Below are 18,081 nucleotides of genomic sequence, written 5' to 3' on the forward strand. Positions count from 1 at the left end.
CGGTCGCTTCCGGCGGACCGAAATGAGGAGATCCACCTGTGACCATCCGGGTTGGCATCAACGGCTTCGGCCGAATCGGCCGCAACTTCTTCCGCGCTGTGCAGGCCTCCGGCGCCGACATCGAGATCGTCGGCGTCAACGACCTGACCGACAACGCGACGCTTGCCCACCTGTTGAAGTACGACAGCATCCTGGGCCGCCTCCCCTACGAGGTGAAGGCCACCGCCGACGAGATCACCGTCGCGGGCAAGACCTTCAAGGCGTTCGCCGAGCGCGACCCGGCCAACCTGCACTGGGGCGACCTGGGCGCCGACGTCGTCATCGAGTCGACCGGCTTCTTCACCGACGCCACCAAGGCGAAGGCGCACGTCGACAACGGCGCGAAGAAGGTCATCATCTCGGCCCCGGCCAAGAACGAGGACATCACCATCGTCATCGGTGTCAACGATGACAAGTACGACGCCGCGAAGCACACGATCATCTCCAACGCGTCGTGCACCACGAACTGCCTCGCGCCGATGGCGAAGGTCCTGAACGACACGATCGGCATCGAGCGTGGCCTGATGACCACGATCCACGCCTACACCCAGGACCAGAACCTGCAGGACGGCCCGCACAAGGACCTGCGCCGCGCCCGCGCCGCCGCCCTCAACGTGGTCCCGACCTCGACCGGTGCCGCCAAGGCCGTCAGCCTGGTGCTGCCGGAGCTCAAGGGCCGCCTCGACGGCTTCGCGATGCGCGTGCCGATCCCGACCGGCTCCGCCACCGACCTGACCTTCCAGGCCAAGAAGGAGACCTCGGTCGACGAGGTCAACGCCGCCATCAAGGCCGCGGCCGAGGGCCCCCTCAAGGGCATCCTGGTCTACACCGAGGACGAGATCGTCTCCTCGGACATCGTCACCGACCCGGCCTCCTGCATCTTCGACGCCGGCCTGACCAAGGTCATCGGCAACCAGGTCAAGGTCGTCGGCTGGTACGACAACGAGTGGGGCTACTCGAACCGCCTCGTCGACCTGGTCAAGCTGGTCGGCTGAGCTGACGTGAAGACTCTCGACGACCTGCTCGGCGAGGGTGTCTCGGGTCGGCGCGTGTTCGTACGCGCCGACCTGAACGTCCCGTTCGACAAGAGCGACCCCACAGTCATCAGCGACGACGGCCGCATCCGGGCGGTGCTGCCGACCCTCGTCGCCCTGCGCGACGCGGGCGCGAAGGTGATCGTCGCCTCCCACCTCGGCCGTCCCAAGGGCGCGCCGGACCCCAAGTTCACGCTCGCACCGGTCGCCACGCGGCTCGGTGAGCTGCTCGGCACGCCCGTCGTGTTCGCTGAGGACACCGTGGGCTCATCGGCGACCGAAGCCGCGGGCAAGCTGACCGGCGGCCAGGTGCTGCTGCTGGAGAACCTGCGCTTCAACGCCGGCGAGACCTCGAAGGACGACGCCGAGCGCGGCGCTTTCGCGGACCAGCTCGCCGCGCTGGCCGATTCGTACGTCGACGACGCGTTCGGCGCCGTGCACCGCAAGCACGCCTCGGTGTTCGACGTGCCGGCCCGGCTCCCGCACTACGCGGGCGGCCTGGTCGTTCGCGAGGTCGAGGTGCTGCGCAAGGTCACCGAGACGCCCGAGAAGCCGTACGTCGTGGTTCTCGGCGGTTCGAAGGTCTCCGACAAGCTCGCCGTCATCAAGGCGCTGCTGCCGAAGGTCGACAAGCTGCTCGTCGGTGGCGGCATGTGCTTCACCTTCCTCAAGGCCCAGGGCCACGAGGTCGGCAAGTCGCTGCTCGAAGCCGAGATGATCGACACCTGCGCTTCGCTGCTGGCGGAAGCGGACGGCCGCATCGTGCTGCCCGTCGACGTGGTCGCCGCGACCGAGTTCTCCGCGGACGCCGACCACGAGATCGTCGGCGTGGCGGACATCCCTGCCGAGCAGCTGGGTCTCGACATCGGCCCGCAGTCGGTGGCGCTGTTCGCGGAGGCGATCGGCACGGCGAAGACGGTGTTCTGGAACGGGCCCATGGGCGTGTTCGAGCTCGCCCCGTTCGCCGCCGGCACCCGCGGCGTCGCCGAGGCGATCACCAAGATCGACGGCTTCTCGGTCGTCGGCGGCGGCGACTCCGCGGCGGCGGTCCGCACACTCGGCATCGACGAGTCCGGCTTCGGCCACATCTCGACCGGTGGCGGCGCGTCCCTGGAATACCTCGAGGGCAAGACCCTGCCGGGTCTGGCCGCGCTGGAGAGCTGAGACCATGGCCGGGGCGACTCCCCGCACCCCGATCATGGCCGGCAACTGGAAGATGCACCTCGATCACCGCGAGGCGAATCTTCTGGTCCAGAAACTGGCAGCCAGCCTCACCCCGAAGCAGCTCACCGATGTCGAGACGGTGGTCCTGCCGCCGTTCACCGACCTGCGCACCGTGCAGACCGCGATCGACGGCGACAAGCTGCTGATCAAGTACGGCGCGCAGGACCTGTCGCCGCACAAGAACGGCGCGTACACCGGCGACGTCTCCGGCGTGATGCTGGCCAAGCTCGGCTGCTCGTACGTAGTCGTCGGGCACTCCGAACGCCGCCAGCACCACCACGAGGACGACGCCCTGGTCAACGCCAAGGCGAAAGCCGCCCTGGCGAACGGCCTGACCCCGATCGTCTGCGTGGGCGAGGGCCCGGACGTGCGCGAGGCCGGCGAGCAGGTGGCGCACTGCGTCGCCCAGCTGACCGGTGCGCTCGACGGGCTCAAGGCCGAGCAGGTCAGCAAGATCGTCGTGGCCTACGAACCGATCTGGGCCATCGGCACGGGTAAGACCGCGACCCCCGAGGACGCCCAGGAGGTGTGCGGCGCCCTGCGCGCCGCGATCTCCGGCAAACACGGCGCCGAGGTGGCCGATGTGATCCGCATCCAGTACGGCGGCTCGGTCAAGGCGGGCAACATCGCCGCCATCATGGCCCAGCCGGACGTCGACGGTGCCCTCGTCGGCGGCGCCAGCCTGGTCGCGGAGGAGTTCGTGTCGATCGTCCGGTTCCAGGAGCATGTCAAGCGTTGATCTATTGTGAAGAACCGGTCGCCCTGGGGCGGCCGGTTCTTGGCGCGCCCGCTATTGTGGGGGCGCTGCCGTGCCCTTCGAGAGGATTGACCCGACCATGCCGATCGCGTTCGCCTACACGTTGATCGTGTTGCTGCTCATCACCAGCATTCTGCTGACCCTGCTCATCCTGCTGCACCGCGGCAAGGGTGGCGGCATGTCCAGCATGTTCGGTGGCGGCGTCACCTCCAGCCTGGCCGGTTCCTCGGTGGCGGAGAAGAACCTCGACCGTTACACGGTGCTCGTGGGCATCGTCTGGTTCGCCTGCATCGTCGGGCTCGGTCTCTGGCTGAAGCTGGCCCAGAGCTCCTGAACCAGAGCTCGTGAACCCGTAACCGCTATTTTTCGTGATTCAGGTGTCCTGAAACACATTGTTAACGCACGGTTCCGTACCGTGTGTCGGTAACTCTTCCTGAGTCGCCCTGCGAGTCGTAGACTCTCCCGCGCGGTCCGGTCCCTCCGGGCCGCGCGGCTGTTTTTCACCGCCTACGACCGCCGGACCTTTCCCTCGGCGAAGACGCCCCTGACAGGCAGGAGTGACATCCGTGTCCAGTGGCAGCGCGATCCGCGGCAGCCGCATCGGGTCCAGCCCGATGCGCCCCGACGAGCGCAGCGAACCCGCACCGCGGCGGGAGGTGACGTACTGGTGCGCTGCCGGGCACGAGGTCGAGGTCCGGTTCGCCGCCGACGTCGTCCCCCCGGAGACCTGGGACTGCATCCGCTGCGGTCAGCCCGCCGGTCTCGACCGGGCCAACCCGCCCGGCAAGTCGCGCAACGAGCCCTACAAGTCGCACCTCGCCTACGTGAAGGAGCGCCGCTCCGAGGCCGACGGCGAGGCCATCCTCGCCGAAGCCCTCGCCAAGATCCGTCGCCGCCGCGGCGGAGCCTGATCCTCCTCGCAGCGGCGGTGGCCTCACGGCTGCCGCCGCTGTGGTTCGGGCCTACAGCGGGTCGGTGGTCCGGCCGAGGAAGGTCACCTGGCCGACGTCGGGCACGCTGAGCTCCCGGAAGCCGAGCCGGTCGTAGAAAGCGCGTGCCCCCGTGTTCGACGGCGACATGCCGAGGTGCACCTTGGCCACGCCCGCCTCGCGCAGCCCGGTCAGGAACGCGCCGATCAGACCCCGCCCCTGCCCCTTGCCCTGCCACTCCGGCAGCAGGTCGATGTGCAGATGCGCCGGATAATCGGCCAGCGCGGGCAGCACCATGCGCTCCGGGTGGTGGTGCAGCAGCAACCACCGGTCGTCGGCGGTGACGGGCGGGTCCTGCGGCTCCGGATATCGTCCCGCGGTCGCCGGCAGCCACTCGTCCCGGTAGCGCTGGGCGAAACGCGCCGTGTCGGCGGTGCCGAGCACGTAGCCGACCGCCGCGCCGGTGCCGTCGTCGAGGACGTGGGCGTGCTCCGGTTCGAGGGTCACGTAGGGCACCGCGAAGATGTCGCCCACGAGGCGGTCGGAGGACGTCGTCCCGCGGGAGTCACCGCCGCTGTCGGCGGTCCGTACGCAGATGTCGTAAACGGCGTCGAGGTCGGCAGGGCGGTAGGGGCGGATCACGGGTTGCACGGCCGTGAGTCTAGGTCGTCGCCGCTATGTGACCGGCGTCACTCTCCGGCTGCCAACCTTTCTGGCCGTCACGCGTCCCTCCATGCGAGAGTCCGACATCGACCCCGCAGGAGACCCCCCGATGCGCAAGACCGTCACCGCAGCAGTCGGCACCGCCGCGTTCCTCGTCATCGGCGGCATCTCCGCCGCCGCGTACGCGAGCACGACCTCCGGCTCGACCCCGAAGCCGGTACCGTCCCCGACGGCCGCGACCGCCACCGCGTCCCCCGTGCCCGCATCCACCGCATCTCCCGTGCCCGGGGCCACCAGCACGGCCTCCCCGGTGCCGATCTCGCCCGGAGCCACCGCGGCACCCACGGCCGCACCCGCCTCCCCGGTGCCGAACTCGACCCGCCCCGCGACGGGCGTTCCCAGCCCGTCCCGGTCCGCGACGGCGGCTCCCAGCCCGACCCGCATGGGCACTGCCACTCCCAGCCCCTCCCGGTCGGCGACGGCGGCCCCGAGCCCGACCCGCTCCGCGACAGCGGCTCCCACCCCCAGCCGTTCCACCGAGCCCACGCGCTGATGCACTTCGTCGGGGTCCTGCCGCAACCGCTCATCCGGTGGCTGCGCTCGGTCATGTCCGGATCCGGCACCCCGGTGCGGGACACGGCAGGCCCCGGCGGTTCGGGCCCACCCGCGATCAACGAGCTGTACCAGGCCCGGCGGCTGGGCCTCGTACGCCTGGCGGTGCTCATGGTCGACGACCTGGCCACGGCGGAGGACCTCGTCCAGGACGTCTTCGCCGCTCTCTACCGCCGCCACGGTGCCGAACTGCACACCGTCGCGGACCCGGACGCGTACCTCACCTCCGGCGTGATGAATGCCGCCCGCTCGGCCCTGCGCCGCCGCAAGACCGCCCGCGCCTACGTCCCGCCCCCGCCGATGACCGCCCCGGCGGCCGAGGACCAGGTGCTGCTGGGCGAGGGCGACCGCGCCGTCCTGGACGCGCTCGGCAGGCTGACCACCCGCCAGCGTCAGGTGATGGTCCTGCGCTACTGGTCAGACCTGTCCGAACAAGAGATTGCCGAAGCGCTGCACGTGTCGCGCGGCACGGTCAAGTCGACCGCCAGCCGCGCCCTCACGATCCTGCGCGATCAGCTGGGGGACCGACGATGAGCGCTCTCGAGGCACGCCTCCGCGGTGCCCTGTCCGCCCGCGCGATGCAGGTGACAGCCACCCAGCTGCAGCCGGCCCGCCCGCCGACGATGCAACCTGCCCGCCCGATCCGGCGCCGCTGGCTGTTCGCGCTGGCGGGGGCCGCCCTCACGGCGGTCACCCTGGTGGCAGCGGTCACCCATTTCCTCCCCGTACGCCCTGAGCGTCCCGACACCCCCGGAGTGACCGTCCCCTCCGCCCCACCGTCCCCGTCCCCATCAACACCCCCGAGCCCGTCGCCGGCCGCGATACCCAGATCGCCCTCGCCATCGCGGTTCAGCGTCTCGCCCACCAGAACGTCGCCCACCGTCTCCTCGCAGGCAGGGTCGGAACCGGCCGGGACAGCGTCACCAACCGCGATCCCCGGTGCGAGCCGGGCACCTCGGTCGACGGAAGCCCCCGAACCCACCGTCACCCCGGCACCGAACTCGCCCGGCTGAGAACCCCGGCGAGTCGGCAGGAGCCAGCCTCGCCTGGCCGGGACGGATGACACGATGAGCTGGTGAACGGGACCCTTGAGGTAGTGCAGCAGATCTCGTCGCGCGGACTTTAGGATTCTGGCGTCGCGAACCCGATTGCACCCGTTCTGCACTCGGCGCGGGCGGTCGCCGGCCGAACGGTAGGGCATGACCGATGTGCAGATCGTTGAGCTGGGCATGCAGGCGATGACCATCGCGGCGAAGATGTGCGCGCCGGTGCTGCTGACCGCGCTGGCGATCGGGTTCGCGATCTCGCTGTTCCAGTCCGTGACGCAGATCCAGGAGGCGACGCTGTCGTTCGTCCCGAAGGCGGCGGGCGTCGGCGCGGCCATTCTGTTCAGCGGCAACTGGATGCTGCACGAGATGGTCACCTTCACCACGCAGCTCTTCGAGCGGATCCCCCAGCTGATCGGGAGCTAGATCGGCGCGGCCATGCCGCCGTGGCCCTGGCGCTGCAGGGCGTGCATCTCGTCGCGGCGGCCCTCGCGTTCGGCGCGGCCCAGTGCCACCGAGGTCTCGACCAGGGCCCGGGCGCGGTCGTGGCGGCGGGTGCCGTACGCCGCGAGGGCCTTCTCCACATCGTCAGCGACCGCCATTTCCTCGGCCAGGACCACCGCGTCCTCGATCGCCAGTGCCGCGCCGCTCACCAGCTGGGGCGAGGGGGAGTGGGCGGCGTCACCGGCGAGCACACCCCGGCCCGCGTGCCACGGTCCGTCGACGAACAGGGCGTGCACCGGGCGGCGTACCACCTGGCCCGGTTCGGTGATGGTGTCCCGGACCTCCGCGAGGCGGCCGCTGAACGGTGCCAGCAGCTCGCGCATCCGGTCGGCCAGCAGGTCGCCGGCGAGCGGTTCCGGGTCGTCGAGGCCCTCGGTCAGGAAGACGTAGCCCTTGTCCGCGGAGATCGGGATCAGGCCCGCGGTGAACGTGGGGCCGCCGAACGTGTGGATGTCCGTGGCCCACTCCGGGCGGTCCACCAGCGCCCGCCACACCATCTGACCGGTGTAGCGGGGCTCACCGGTCAGGCCCAGCTGCTCGCGGGTGCGGGAGCGGACCCCGTCGGCGCCGAGGAGATAGTCGGTGGTGCGCGTGGTGCCGTCGTCCAGGCGTACCGAAATCTGATCGCCGTTGGTCTCAGCGGCCCGGACCGAAAGTCCGGTTCTGAGGGTCGCGCCCAGCTCGGCGGCCCGCGCCCGGAGGATCTCGTGCAGCACGGGACGGCCCATGCCGGCCTCGGCGGGCCGGCCGGGACCGAGCACGCTGGGCAGCTCCATGACGTTGTGCACGGTGCCGGTGACATCGCAGTTGAGCGTACGGGAAATGGGGTAGCCCGCCGCGAGACAGACGTCCTCGAGATCGACGGACCGCAGCGCCCGCAGCGCGGGACCGGTGAGGCTGAGACCCCACCCGGCCACGGCCCAGTCGGGGCGGACCTCGACGACCTCGACGTCGAAACCTGCCCGCCGTGCGGCGATCGCGTGGGTGAGCCCCGCGATCCCGCCTCCCACAATGAGCACCGAACGTCGCACGTCAACCACTCCCCGTGTCCTCGCGTCAATGCGATCCAGTGTGGAGGGTGCCGGCCCGTTTGGCCAGGGCGCGATAATCGAGGCGTGATCGTGGACTTCGAGTCTGAGCTGTGGCTCTGGGATGCCCGGCGGATGGACACCTGGACGTTTGTCAGCCTGCCCGCGGACGCCGGCGACGAGATCCGGGAACGGGCCTCGGGGCTGCGCCGGGGGTTCGGCTCGGTGCGCGTGCGGGCCACCGTGGGCACCAGCACCTGGAAGACGTCGATCTTCCCGGACAAGGCCCGCGGCAGTTACGTGCTGCCGATCAAGCGCGCCGTCCGCACCGCCGAACACCTCGACCCGGGCGACACGGTGAACGCCACGGTCGAGCTCATCGACCTCTAGCGTCCTTTCGCGGTCAGGCTCTGGTCGGGACCGGCGGCAACAGACCCGGGTGGTTGCTGTGCGGGCAGGCAGGTTCCCCAGGCTGCAGACCCTGGGCATCCACCGGAAACGATCACCCGGAAGCGTCACGGCAGATCAGGACCAGACCTTCACCGCGAAAGGTCTCCAGTGTCCCGAGTTCGGCACGGGCACGAAGTTGCGCCGAAACCGGCGATGCCGCAATCTTCTGCGGCGTTGGTATCAAGCGTCGGCCAATGACGTCTGGCCAGGAACACAGGTTATGCCGTCAGACATGATTCGCCAGTTTTGGAGAGATAAACCGCAGAAAGTTGTCGGATTCCGGTCTTCAGCGCAACATTCGACCAGGCGGTGCGGACTAGTCACGACCCGCGCCCTGAGGCCGGTTCACGCGAGACGTCGCGTCGGCCACCGCGCGAGGTCCGCCTCGAGGAGCGCCGGGTCGCGGGGTGGTGGGACCTCGTCGAGGATCTCGAGCCGGGTGATCCGCTCGATGCGGAAGCCGCGGATCGCAGCGCGCAGCCGGCACCATCCGGTGAGCAGCCACGCATCGCCCGCGCGGAGAAGTCCCATCGTCTCGACGTCACGGACGGTGCTGGTGGCGTGATCCTCGCCCAGGTAGGTGAGCCGCACCACGCGCCGGGCGGCGATCGCGTCGGAGAGCATCCCGAGCGGCACGGCGCCGTCCGCCGGGGCGACAGCGTCGATGACCTGCATCATCCCGAGCATCTCCTGGACGGGCGCGCGATACTCCTCCGGCATGACGGCAGCGATCTTGGCGTGTGCGCGGCGGGCGGCCCCCTGGTACGGCGAGGACCCGAGCAGCGCGAGCCCGGCCAGCACCGCCAAGGACTCGGCGGCGGACAGGTTCAGCGGCGGCAGCGAATACTCACGCAGGATCGAGTAGCCGCCCGCCGCCCCGTGGTCCGCGTAGATGGGGACCCCGGCGAGCTGGAGTGATCCGATGTCGCGCTCGATGGTGCGCGAGGACACCCCGAACTCGCCGGCGAGCCGAGCGGCGGACCACGGCCGGCGCGCTCCGCGGAGCAGGTCGACGAGGGCGTACTGCCGCTCGGCTCGCTTCATACCTCAAGTCTGGCAGAGACCGTCGGTCACGAGCTCCGCATGCTCCGCTGTCCGCCCACCGACCAGACCCGCCGGATCCGGCCGTCCCCGGCGAAGTCGAACACGTCAACGCCACCCGCGCGCCGGCCGTCCGCCTCCATGTCCCAGAGCAGCCGCCCGTGGTCGCCGTCGATGGCATCGGCGACGCTCGTGAAGACGACACCCGGGTGCTGCTCGTGCCACCCGCCGAGATACCGCGCGAAGTCCTCGGCGGTGCGGATGGCGTCCGCGGGGGCCGACCCGTCGGACTCGGCCATGCTGAAGTGGATCCGGAAGTCGTCGGCGCAGATCCGCCGCGCGATGTCGCCGTCGGTGTTCCACATCGTCAGCCACAGGTCGAGCGAGTGACGGGCGGTGGAACTGGTCGTGGGGTTCGTGTTCGTGGTCATGCATCCACTCTCGGACGCCCGCGCGACAACGGTGTGTCGGTGTTCCCGCCAGGATCGACGTCCATCCGCGCTACCGGGTCACGGGGAACCCGTTCTCCAGGTAGGCCGTGATGCCCTCGGCCCTGGCTCGCACGGCGTGCGGTCCGGTCGTGGCGGCACCCAGTCGGTGACCAGCAGGAGGCCGGGCCTCACCGGCAGGGCGAGCTCCTCCTGGAGCTCCCGCACCACCGCGGCGTACGGCGACTCGCCGGCCTCGACCCCGCCGCCGGGGATCTCCCACTTTATGTTGGCACTTCAGCGGTGTCGCAGATCATGACCGTCCCGGGCGTCGTTGAATCCGGTGTCTTCACCTTCAACCCCTGGATTTGAGGTTGGCTTACTGCTGTTCAAAACGTCCGCGAAGGGTCTCCAAGATCTCGGGGGCCTGCGGCACTCAGGTGTCGGCGGAATCTTCGATCGGGAAGGGATCTCGGACGGGCAGCCCTTCCTCTTGGGTCCGGACGGTTTCTACGATCTGGAGCTGAACCGCTTCGGGCGTGAGCTCGACGGTTGGGGCGTGCGATCGATGCACACCGTCAACGCCTACATGCGGGACCTCGCTCTGTATTGCCGGTACCTTCACGTGTGCCGCAGCGGGCGAACGATCTGGGAGTCCGGTCAAGCGGATCTACGCGGCTATAAGCGTGCTCGACGCCGTACTGATGGGCCGGAGCGGGTATCGGGCGCGACCTGGAATCGGTTCCTCGCTGCCCTCGACAAATGGGCCCGGTGGGCGGTGTCCGAGGGACTGTTGCCGGCGGTGCCCTTTCGCATGGTGGAGCGGACCGTCCGGACGCCGGCTGGCGTGGCGACCGTCCTGGTCAACATCGAGCGCGAGCCGGATGAGGAGGATCAGCGCATCCGCGTCATGCCGTACGAGGAGTATCTGCTGTGGCGCGACGTGGGGCTGCGCGGCCAGCTGCCGGGAGGCGGTCCCGATCCACACTGGCGGGGCCGTCACGGCGAACGCAACGCCGTCTTCGCCGACGTGCTGATCGGTACGGGGATGCGCCTGACGGAGGCGGCGAGCCTGCCCGTCACCGAGTTGCCGACCATCGGTGCCCCTCAAGCGGCGAGCCCGTTGCATCTGCCCGCGACCATCACGAAGCGCAACCGAGCTCGCACGGTCTTCGTGCCGGCGCGGGTGATGAAGCGACTGCACCAGTACGTGCTCAAGCGGACCACGAAGGACGCAAACCACGACACCGCCAAGCGCACCCGGGAACTGGAGGACACGATTCGCGTCTACGCCAACCATATCCAGGTGCTCACACTGCGTAACCACCGCCTAGAGGAAGAGATTCAGCGCCTGCAAGAACAACTCACGCGATCCGACCCGAGCCTCCGGGTCCTTCGACTGCGCTGACACTCGCCAGCAGGGAATGAGGTCAACCCGTAAGCGAGCCGTTCTCCAGGTAGACCGTGGTCGCCGCTTCCTGGGCCTCCAGGCACGACAACAGTCGCCGCGCCAACAAGTCAGGCAAGGCCTGCGCGGCCTCGGCCGCAGGGAGAAACGCATACGAGCGAAGCTCGTCGGCCGGCAGACGAATACCGGCAATCTCCTCCACCGTCAGGCGGCCACCATCGAACACCACGATGAGGCCTTCACTGCGGCCAGGCCGCGGCGGAACCCAATCTATGGCCAACAAGCGGCCGGGGTCCCGATCAAGCCCGAATTCCTCCTTGACCTCCCGAATCGCCGCCTGCCGAGGCGACTCGTCGAGATCAACCGAGCCACCAGGCAGCTCCATAAAATCGACGTACGTCGGTTCCACTACCAGCACCCGATCCAAGTCGTCGAAGAGCAGGACCGTGGACGCCATGCGCTTGCGCGGCAACGCCAAATCGAACGCTGCCACAGGAACGCCCGGACCGGCGTGGGGAGTCGCCTCGGAGGTCATACCGGGCACGCTAGCCGAGCCCCACCCACGCGGGCGGTTCTACCTCGAACGAGCAACACCCGATCGAGCGCGAGGGGCAGGGCAAGCACCGAGCAGGAATTGTCAGCAGGGTCGGTTCCTTCCGGCTATCCTGCCTCGATAGTTGATCCACAGTTGGGAGTTGGCATGCGCCTCTTCAAGGTCACGGTCACCGCTTCGCCGCGAGAGCACACCGCGCGTTAGTCGGTCCACCGTCGGGCTCTGGCCCACGGTGTGGTGCTCCTCGCCGCGAAGCGGTCGCTCACGCGACGACCGTTTCCCCTTGCTCGAGGAGCTATTTTGCGTGCCCTTCTTACCGCGCGTCTCGGCGCGGACTTCGCCAAACTCTGGACCGCCTCGGCCGTCTCCAACATCGGTGACGGCATCACCATGGCGGCCGGCCCGCTGCTGATCGCCTCCATCACCACCGACCCGGCCCTCGTCGGCGGCGCTGTCTTCGTCCAGCAACTGCCCTGGCTCCTGTTCGCCCTGATCAGCGGCGCCTACGTCGATCGCCTCGACCGTCGCATGTTGGTCATCGCCGTCAACATCCTGCGTGCGCTGCCCCTGGCCGCGCTGACCATCGCCGTCGCCACCGACACCGCCACGGTCGCCGTGGTCTACGCCGTGTTCTTCCTCCTCGGTACCGGGGAGACGTTGGCCGACACCGCCTCCGGCGCGTTCCTGCCTGCCATCGTGGCACCGGACCGGCTGGCCGCCGCCAACGCCCGGCTGATGGCGACCTTCACCATCGCCAACCAGTTCGTCGCCAAACCGCTGGGCGCGTGGCTGTTCGTGATCGCCGCCGCCGTGCCGTTCGGCGTCAACGCGTTGACCTTCGCCGTGGCCGCGGCACTGGTGGCGACGATCAAACCGATCCCCACGCCGCCGTCCCCACCACGTCGGGCCCTGCACGCGGAGATCGCCGACGGTGTCCGCTGGCTCTGGGAACACCGCCTGCTGCGCACGCTCGCCGTGAGCATGGGACTGGCGAACGTGGCGTTCTGCGCCGCCTTCGCCACCCTGGTCCTCTACGCCCGGCAACGACTGGGCCTGTCCGACGTCGGCTACGGCTTCCTGCTGACCACCTTCGCCGTCGGTGGGCTACTCGGCACCGTCCTCGCGCCGCGACTGCAGCGAGTATTCGGGGCCGGCACCCTGCTCCGCGCAGGCCTCGTTGTCGAGGTCATCACCCACACCACCCTGGCGATCACCACGACGCCGCTCGTCGCCGCCGCCATCCTGATCGTTTTCGGGATACACACCATGGTCTGGGGCGTCATCGTGGTGACCCTGCGCCAACGCGTCGTGCCTCAGAACCTGCTCGGCCGGGTCGGCAGCGTCTATACGCTGCTCGATGTCGGCGGCGCCGCCCTCGGCTCACTCCTCGGCGGCGCCCTCGCCCACGTCTGGGGCCTCACCACACCGTTCTGGATCGCCGCCGCCATGATGACGCTCATCGCCACCGCCGCCTGGCGACCGCTGCGTCAGGCATCAGCCGCCTGACATATCTGACGGGTTTCGCCTGGCCAAGCGCCTACCCGCCAGGCGGAACCCGGCCTCACGGCAACGCGATCGGTGATTCGCACCCATTGACCTATCGCGGCGGACAGCGGAGGGCCTCGCTCCTTGCTGTCGACGCGACCAACCGAGAACGGGCACACCTATGGCAGGCTTCACGGCCATGGCGAACCTCATCCGTCATGCAATGAACCACAACGAACTCCAGCGTGCCGTCCTCAGCGGAGCGGCGCATGGCACGCAGAATCCCTGGCGGCGCGTCATCGTGCGGAAAGTCGCCCTCCAAGACGCAGTGCAAACGCAGGTCACCTGGCACACCGAGACAACCGCGGTGACACGCAACTACCCGGCCTCCGGCGCGGTCGCCGACGAACTGGCCGACGTCCCGTTCCGCGACTCCCACGTCGACCTACGTTCGGCCACCATCGAAGCTTGCGTCACCAAACGCGGCAAGCTGCTGGTCTCCCAACGCAACGCAACGAACGTCCAACCCCTCTCCCACGACCGCGTCCGAGACCGACCCATCCCGGAAGACGCGCCGTTCCTCGAAGCCCTCGGCGTCAGCCACGACGGCATCGTCAAACCGACCGCGCAACGCAAGTACCGCCAGATCAACGAGTTCGTCCGGATCCTCGACGCCGCCCTCAAAGGCCGCCCCGGATCGGCCGGGACGCTGCGCGTGCTGGATCTTGGCTGCGTCAACGCGTACCTGACGTTCGCCACCGTTCACTACCTATGGCAGAACGGCGTCCGTTGCACCGTCACCGGAGTCGACTGAGACGCCCAAGTCATCACCCGGAACAACGAACGTGCGCAGCGACTCGGCTGGCAGGACCGGCTCACGTTCACCACCTCGGCGATCGAGCGATACACACCCACCGAGAACCCGGACCTGGTGATCGCATTGCACGCCTGTGACACCGCCACCGACGACGTCCTCGCGTTCGCGGTCAACCACGACGTGAACTACGTACTCGCATCACCGTGCTGCCACCACGACCTGCAGCAACAGCTACGGCCCCGAACGATGCCGACGGCTTTCCGTGACCTCGCTCGCGGCGGGATCCTCAAGGAACAGTTGGGCGATGTCATCACCGACGCGCTCGTGAGTCCGCGCCTCGCCACGCTGCTGCGAAACCGGCTCCCTCAAGGACTGCTAGCCCACGGCCCGAAGCTAGCCGAACCGTCCAACGAGATTCGGTAGAACGCGACTTCGCCCCAGAACAGGATCGCATCCCGCAGCTTCGCTTCGGGCATGGGTTTGCGAGTCGAACCCGGCTTGGCCGCTGGTCGCCCATCGGCCAAGCCGGGACACTCGTCCGCACTCCAGCCGGCTCGACCAGCAGGACCCGGCCGGCGTCGTCCGTCAGCAGCAACCCGGCAGCCAGTCGTCGGTCACCGCGACAGGATAAGGGGGCCGCCGGGAGCGCTGCTGGTCCTAACGCTTGGCGGCTGCTGCCGTGTCGAGCAGCCAGAGCGTGCGGGACGTGCCCGTCGCGCGGGCGGCCGGGAGGGACTGGTCGCCACCGAGGGCCGCGCCGACCGAGACCGCCTTGTCGGGGCCGGCCGCGACGAGCCAGACCTCCTTGGCCGACCGGATCGTCGCCAGGCTCAGCGAGATGCGCGTCGGCGGGGGCTTCGGGCTGTTGTGGACCGCGATCGCCGTGCCGGTCTTCGCGGCGTCCGGGTGGCCGGGGAAGAGCGACGCGACGTGGCCGTCCTCGCCGACTCCCAGCATGAGCACGTCGAACTGGGGGGTGCCGGCCTCGGCGCTGTAACGGGCGGCCGCGGCCTCCGCGTCGTCGCCGTCCGGGCCGTCCGAGGCGGGCATCGCGTGCACGCGGGCCGGGTCGAGCGGGAGCGCGTCGAGCAGGGCCTCGCGGGCCTGGGTCTCGTTGCGGTCCGGGTCGCCGGCCGGCAGGAAACGCTCGTCGCCCCACCACAGGTCCACCCGGGACCAGTCGATCGCGGCCGAGGCGGGCAGCTCCTTGACGGCGCGCAGCACCTTCGCCGCCACCCGGCCGCCGGTCAGGACGACGTCGGCACGGCCCCGGACCGCCTGCGCGTCGATGATGGAAGTGACCAGACGGGCGGCCACGGACGACGCCAGCACGTCGGCGTCGGGAACCACCACGACAACGGTCTCGCTCATGAAAAATCCTCCGGAACGTTGAAAGGGCCGCCCCGCCCAGGCGGAACGGCCCCATCGATCTTAGTTATCGCTGAATGCGGCGGTGCGTCAGGCGGCAGAACCGCCGGGGCCGGCCATCGCGGCCTCGTCGCCCGCGCGGGCGGCCAGGGCCGGGTCCTTCCACACGTGTACGCGCATCGGCGGCTTCGCGTCGAGGTTGCGGATGCCCGCCATCGCACCCAGGGCCTCGCCGTAGATCTGGTCGGCGTCGAGGCGGCGCAGCTCCTCCGCGAGCTCGTCACCGACCGGGCGCTTCGGCAGCGGCATGTAGCGCGGCTCCTGGCCCGTCCGGCTGAACAGCGCCGTGCCCTCGTCGCGGGTGACCGAGACGCAGTCGCCGTTGGCGCACCTGAGCTCGACCGAGTGCATCCGCGGCGCGCGGTCGGTCTGCTCCCAGACCGGCTCGATGCCCAGGCGGGACTTGAGCCAGCCGCACATCAGGGCGGCCGTCGGGTCGTCCTTGGGGGCGGTGACGGTGGCGCCGACAACCCGCTCGTCGGTGGTGTCGAACGCGCCGGCGACCAGGGTGCGCCACAGGGTGATCCGGGTCCAGGTGAGGTCCGTGTCGCCGGGGGCGTAGTCGAGGGCACGCTGCTTCAGGGCCGCGACCGGGTCCTTGGCGAGCTTGCTGTCGGTGATGCGGCGGTCGGCGACGACGCCGAGGAAGTCGTTGGCGATGACGTCCGGCGGGGCGCTGTGCCACCAGGTGACCACCGGGACGTCCGGGGCCAGCAGCGGCATGACGACCGACTCGGCGTGCAGGGCCAGCCGGCCGTACATGCGCATCACGACGGCCTCGGCCGGGCCGAGCCGGCCACCGACGACGATCTCCGCGTCGAGGCGGCTGCGGCCCTCCAGGTCGGAGCGGACCACGATGAGCAGCCGGCACGGGTGGGCCGAGGCGGCGATGGTGGCCGCTGCCTCCGCCTCGCGGACCTGCTTCTCCTCGACCACGGCGACCAGCGTGAGGGCGAGCCCGGAGGCCACACCGCCCGCACTGCGCCGTTCGGCGGCGAGGGCCTTGACGACCTCGTTGCCGGTGGTGTCCCACAAGCCGATCATGCTCGCCTCCAAGCACGGCCCTCGCGGGCCAGCATCTCGTCCGCGGCGCGCGGACCCCACTCGCCCGAACGGTACGGCTCGGGTTTGGTGCCGGCCCACGCCGCTTCGAGCGGGTCGATGACCTTCCAGCTCTGTTCGATCTCGGCGGCGTCCGGGAACAGCGACCGGTCGCCGACCAGCACGTCCAGGACGAGTCGCTCGTACGCCTCGGGGCTCGACTCGGTGAACGCCTCGCCGTACTGGAAGTCCATCGCGATGTCGCGGACCTCCATGGTGGTGCCCGGCACCTTGGAACCGAACTTGAGCACGACGCCCTCGTCCGGCTGCACGCGGATGACGAGCTGGTTGTTGCCCAGCATCTCCACGTCGGCCGGGTCGAACGGCAGGTGCGGCGCCTGCTTGAACAGGATCGCGATCTCCGTCACCCGGCGCGGCATGCGCTTGCCCACGCGGACGTAGAACGGGACCCCGGCCCAGCGGCGGTTCTGGATGCCCAGCCGGACCGCGACGTACGTCTCGGTCTTGGAGTCGGCCGGAATGTCCTTCTCCTCGAGGTAGCCCACGGCGCGCTCGCCGGCGACCCACCCGGGGAGGTACTGCCCGCGAACCGAGCCCTCGTGGATGTCGGCGGGCAGGCTGATGGCCTTGAGGACCTTCAGCTTCTCGGCGCCGATGTCGATGGAGTCGAAGCTCGTGGGCTCCTCCATGCCGACCAGGGCGAGCAGCTGCAGCAGGTGGTTCTGCAGCACGTCGCGGGCGGCACCGGAGGCGTCGTAGAACGCGGCCCGGGTGCCGATGCCGACGTCCTCGGCCATGGTGATCTGCACGGAGTCGACGTACTTGGAATTCCAGACCGGCTCGAACAGGCTGTTGGCGAAGCGCAGCGCCAGAATGTTCTGGACCGTCTCCTTGCCGAGGTAGTGGTCGATCCGGAAGACGTCCTCCGGGGTGAACACCTCGTCGACGAGCTGGTTCAGCGACTTGGCGGTGGCGAGGTCGTTGCCGAACGGCTTCTCGACCACGACCCGTCGCCAGCCGCCGGATTTCGCGTTGTCGGCCATCCCGGTGCGGTTCAGCTGGTTGAGCACCAGCGGGAACGCGGCCGGCGGGATGGAGAAGTAGAAGGCGACGTTGCCCGCGATGCCGTTGCGCTCGCGCAGGTCGTCGAGGGTCTCCGCGAGGTGGTCGAACGCCTCGTCGTCGTCGAACGAGCCGGGGACGAACTGGAACTGGCTCGCGAGCCGCTGCCAGACATCCTCCCGCCACGGCGTCCGGGCGCCCTTCTTGGCGGCGGCGTAGGCGAGCGACTCGAAGTCGCCGTCACCCCAGTCGCGCCGGGCGAAGCCGAGCACGACGAAGCCCGGCGGCAACAGACCCCGGTTCGCGAGGTCGTACACGGCCGGGATCAGTTTCTTTCGTGACAGGTCACCGGTGACTCCGAAGATCACCAGAGCGCACGGCTCCGGGATCCTGGGCAGCCGTCGGTCCTGTGCTGTGCGCAGCGGATTACCCACGTGTCCCATCCTGCCAGCTTTTTGTCGTCCCGAAGGGTTACAAGCAAGGGTCGGGTCCGCAACTTGTTGGGGACCGC

Annotated in this window: 21 protein-coding genes and 1 pseudogene; 12 read left to right on the forward strand and 10 right to left on the reverse strand. The window is 69.5% G+C overall.

What is annotated here, in order from left to right; all coding sequences use genetic code 11:
* The first annotated feature begins 38 nt into the window (after window positions 1-38).
* The 5 genes from gap (at window position 39) to Aco04nite_RS37055 (ending at window position 3,965) form a co-directional block, all read left to right on the forward strand.
* Entirely contained in the window at window positions 39-1,034 is a 996-nt protein-coding gene (gap, locus tag Aco04nite_RS37035; RefSeq protein WP_203834585.1) for a type I glyceraldehyde-3-phosphate dehydrogenase, read from the forward strand.
* 6 nt (window positions 1,035-1,040) lie between these two features.
* On the forward strand, window positions 1,041-2,237 hold the full coding sequence (locus Aco04nite_RS37040) for a phosphoglycerate kinase (protein WP_213001905.1): 1,197 nt from the start codon (window positions 1,041-1,043) through the stop codon (window positions 2,235-2,237).
* A 4-nt stretch (window positions 2,238-2,241) separates the two neighbouring features.
* Window positions 2,242-3,036: a triose-phosphate isomerase gene (gene tpiA / locus Aco04nite_RS37045; RefSeq protein WP_213001906.1), complete on the forward strand. Its 795-nt coding sequence runs from the start codon at window positions 2,242-2,244 to the stop codon at window positions 3,034-3,036.
* A gap of 97 nt (window positions 3,037-3,133) precedes the next feature.
* Complete coding sequence (secG, locus tag Aco04nite_RS37050; RefSeq protein ID WP_203834582.1) at window positions 3,134-3,388, forward strand: preprotein translocase subunit SecG; 255 nt, start codon at window positions 3,134-3,136, stop codon at window positions 3,386-3,388.
* Between the two features lie 232 nt (window positions 3,389-3,620).
* On the forward strand, window positions 3,621-3,965 hold the full coding sequence (locus Aco04nite_RS37055; RefSeq protein ID WP_213001907.1) for an RNA polymerase-binding protein RbpA: 345 nt from the start codon (window positions 3,621-3,623) through the stop codon (window positions 3,963-3,965).
* A 51-nt stretch (window positions 3,966-4,016) separates the two neighbouring features.
* On the opposite strand, the gene Aco04nite_RS37060 is transcribed toward Aco04nite_RS37055, so the two are convergent.
* Window positions 4,017-4,634: a GNAT family N-acetyltransferase gene (locus tag Aco04nite_RS37060; RefSeq protein WP_213001908.1), complete on the reverse strand. Its 618-nt coding sequence runs from the start codon at window positions 4,632-4,634 to the stop codon at window positions 4,017-4,019.
* A 24-nt stretch (window positions 4,635-4,658) separates the two neighbouring features.
* The gene (locus Aco04nite_RS37065) at window positions 4,659-5,204 is read right to left on the reverse strand and encodes a hypothetical protein (protein WP_213001909.1); all 546 of its coding nucleotides are present in this window, start codon (window positions 5,202-5,204) and stop codon (window positions 4,659-4,661) included.
* On the opposite strand from Aco04nite_RS37065, the gene Aco04nite_RS37070 reads away from it, so the two are divergent.
* From Aco04nite_RS37070 to fliQ, 3 genes are all read left to right on the forward strand, one after another.
* A complete protein-coding gene (locus tag Aco04nite_RS37070) occupies window positions 5,199-5,792 on the forward strand; it encodes an RNA polymerase sigma factor (RefSeq protein ID WP_213001910.1) in 594 nt (197 codons plus the stop codon). The genes Aco04nite_RS37065 and Aco04nite_RS37070 overlap by 6 nt on opposite strands.
* Window positions 5,789-6,271 (forward strand): hypothetical protein, encoded by a 483-nt coding sequence (locus tag Aco04nite_RS37075; protein ID WP_213001911.1) that lies wholly within the window; start codon window positions 5,789-5,791, stop codon window positions 6,269-6,271. The genes Aco04nite_RS37070 and Aco04nite_RS37075 overlap by 4 nt, the downstream gene beginning before the upstream one ends.
* A gap of 186 nt (window positions 6,272-6,457) precedes the next feature.
* Window positions 6,458-6,730, forward strand: a complete 273-nt coding sequence (fliQ, locus tag Aco04nite_RS37080) for a flagellar biosynthesis protein FliQ (protein WP_203834576.1) — start codon at window positions 6,458-6,460, stop codon at window positions 6,728-6,730.
* On the opposite strand, the gene Aco04nite_RS37085 is transcribed toward fliQ, so the two are convergent.
* Window positions 6,727-7,839, reverse strand: a complete 1,113-nt coding sequence (locus Aco04nite_RS37085; protein ID WP_213001912.1) for an FAD-dependent monooxygenase — start codon at window positions 7,837-7,839, stop codon at window positions 6,727-6,729. The genes fliQ and Aco04nite_RS37085 overlap by 4 nt on opposite strands.
* 84 nt (window positions 7,840-7,923) lie before the next feature.
* On the opposite strand from Aco04nite_RS37085, the gene Aco04nite_RS37090 reads away from it, so the two are divergent.
* Window positions 7,924-8,226 carry a DUF1905 domain-containing protein gene (locus tag Aco04nite_RS37090; protein WP_213001913.1) on the forward strand — a complete coding sequence of 101 codons (303 nt, stop codon included), beginning with the start codon at window positions 7,924-7,926 and terminating at the stop codon, window positions 8,224-8,226.
* A 405-nt stretch (window positions 8,227-8,631) separates the two neighbouring features.
* Here the strand turns inward: Aco04nite_RS37090 and Aco04nite_RS37095 are convergent, their stop codons facing one another.
* The 3 genes from Aco04nite_RS37095 to Aco04nite_RS37105 all read right to left on the reverse strand — a co-directional run bounded on the left by Aco04nite_RS37095 (window position 8,632) and on the right by Aco04nite_RS37105 (window position 10,043).
* A complete protein-coding gene (locus tag Aco04nite_RS37095; RefSeq protein WP_213001914.1) occupies window positions 8,632-9,330 on the reverse strand; it encodes a helix-turn-helix transcriptional regulator in 699 nt (232 codons plus the stop codon).
* A gap of 26 nt (window positions 9,331-9,356) precedes the next feature.
* A complete protein-coding gene (locus tag Aco04nite_RS37100) occupies window positions 9,357-9,758 on the reverse strand; it encodes a nuclear transport factor 2 family protein (protein WP_213001915.1) in 402 nt (133 codons plus the stop codon).
* A gap of 78 nt (window positions 9,759-9,836) precedes the next feature.
* Window positions 9,837-10,043, reverse strand: coding sequence for an NUDIX domain-containing protein (locus tag Aco04nite_RS37105; RefSeq protein WP_213002064.1), 207 nt, complete (start codon window positions 10,041-10,043; stop codon window positions 9,837-9,839).
* Between the two features lie 55 nt (window positions 10,044-10,098).
* On the opposite strand from Aco04nite_RS37105, the gene Aco04nite_RS37110 reads away from it, so the two are divergent.
* The gene (locus Aco04nite_RS37110) at window positions 10,099-11,163 is read left to right on the forward strand and encodes a site-specific integrase (RefSeq protein WP_213001916.1); all 1,065 of its coding nucleotides are present in this window, start codon (window positions 10,099-10,101) and stop codon (window positions 11,161-11,163) included.
* 22 nt (window positions 11,164-11,185) lie between these two features.
* On the opposite strand, the gene Aco04nite_RS37115 is transcribed toward Aco04nite_RS37110, so the two are convergent.
* Complete coding sequence (locus Aco04nite_RS37115; RefSeq protein WP_308161715.1) at window positions 11,186-11,698, reverse strand: NUDIX domain-containing protein; 513 nt, start codon at window positions 11,696-11,698, stop codon at window positions 11,186-11,188.
* Window positions 11,699-12,016: 318 nt separating this feature from the next.
* Between Aco04nite_RS37115 and Aco04nite_RS37120 the strand changes: the two genes are divergently transcribed.
* Together Aco04nite_RS37120 and Aco04nite_RS50110 are read left to right on the forward strand one after the other, a co-directional pair.
* Complete coding sequence (locus tag Aco04nite_RS37120; RefSeq protein WP_213001917.1) at window positions 12,017-13,222, forward strand: MFS transporter; 1,206 nt, start codon at window positions 12,017-12,019, stop codon at window positions 13,220-13,222.
* 202 nt (window positions 13,223-13,424) lie between these two features.
* A pseudogene (locus Aco04nite_RS50110) lies at window positions 13,425-14,441 on the forward strand (class I SAM-dependent methyltransferase).
* 234 nt (window positions 14,442-14,675) lie between these two features.
* Here the strand turns inward: Aco04nite_RS50110 and pgl are convergent.
* The 3 genes from pgl to zwf all read right to left on the reverse strand — a co-directional run bounded on the left by pgl (window position 14,676) and on the right by zwf (window position 18,004).
* Complete coding sequence (gene pgl / locus Aco04nite_RS37135; protein ID WP_213001919.1) at window positions 14,676-15,389, reverse strand: 6-phosphogluconolactonase; 714 nt, start codon at window positions 15,387-15,389, stop codon at window positions 14,676-14,678.
* Between the two features lie 87 nt (window positions 15,390-15,476).
* Window positions 15,477-16,490 carry a glucose-6-phosphate dehydrogenase assembly protein OpcA gene (locus Aco04nite_RS37140; RefSeq protein ID WP_213001920.1) on the reverse strand — a complete coding sequence of 338 codons (1,014 nt, stop codon included), beginning with the start codon at window positions 16,488-16,490 and terminating at the stop codon, window positions 15,477-15,479.
* Window positions 16,487-18,004 (reverse strand): glucose-6-phosphate dehydrogenase, encoded by a 1,518-nt coding sequence (gene zwf / locus Aco04nite_RS37145; RefSeq protein WP_203834602.1) that lies wholly within the window; start codon window positions 18,002-18,004, stop codon window positions 16,487-16,489. Before zwf ends, Aco04nite_RS37140 begins: the two co-directional genes overlap by 4 nt.
* Between the last annotated feature and the right edge of the window lie 77 nt (window positions 18,005-18,081).

It is taken from the genome of Winogradskya consettensis, from assembly GCF_018332715.1.
Taxonomy (GTDB): domain Bacteria; phylum Actinomycetota; class Actinomycetes; order Mycobacteriales; family Micromonosporaceae; genus Actinoplanes; species Actinoplanes consettensis.

What these genes read in the sequence shown, in the direction of transcription:
- Aco04nite_RS37070 (WP_213001910.1), top strand. Translation starts at nt 5,199, where the DNA reads ATGCACTTCGTCGGGGTCCTGCCGCAACCGCTCATCCGGTGGCTGCGC.
- Aco04nite_RS37100 (WP_213001915.1), bottom strand. Translation starts at nt 9,758, where the DNA reads ATGACCACGAACACGAACCCCACGACCAGTTCCACCGCCCGTCACTCG.
- secG (WP_203834582.1), top strand. Translation starts at nt 3,134, where the DNA reads ATGCCGATCGCGTTCGCCTACACGTTGATCGTGTTGCTGCTCATCACC.
- Aco04nite_RS37095 (WP_213001914.1), bottom strand. Translation starts at nt 9,330, where the DNA reads ATGAAGCGAGCCGAGCGGCAGTACGCCCTCGTCGACCTGCTCCGCGGA.
- Aco04nite_RS37075 (WP_213001911.1), top strand. Translation starts at nt 5,789, where the DNA reads ATGAGCGCTCTCGAGGCACGCCTCCGCGGTGCCCTGTCCGCCCGCGCG.
- fliQ (WP_203834576.1), top strand. Translation starts at nt 6,458, where the DNA reads ATGACCGATGTGCAGATCGTTGAGCTGGGCATGCAGGCGATGACCATC.
- Aco04nite_RS37140 (WP_213001920.1), bottom strand. Translation starts at nt 16,490, where the DNA reads ATGATCGGCTTGTGGGACACCACCGGCAACGAGGTCGTCAAGGCCCTC.
- pgl (WP_213001919.1), bottom strand. Translation starts at nt 15,389, where the DNA reads ATGAGCGAGACCGTTGTCGTGGTGGTTCCCGACGCCGACGTGCTGGCG.
- tpiA (WP_213001906.1), top strand. Translation starts at nt 2,242, where the DNA reads ATGGCCGGGGCGACTCCCCGCACCCCGATCATGGCCGGCAACTGGAAG.
- Aco04nite_RS37115 (WP_308161715.1), bottom strand. Translation starts at nt 11,698, where the DNA reads ATGACCTCCGAGGCGACTCCCCACGCCGGTCCGGGCGTTCCTGTGGCA.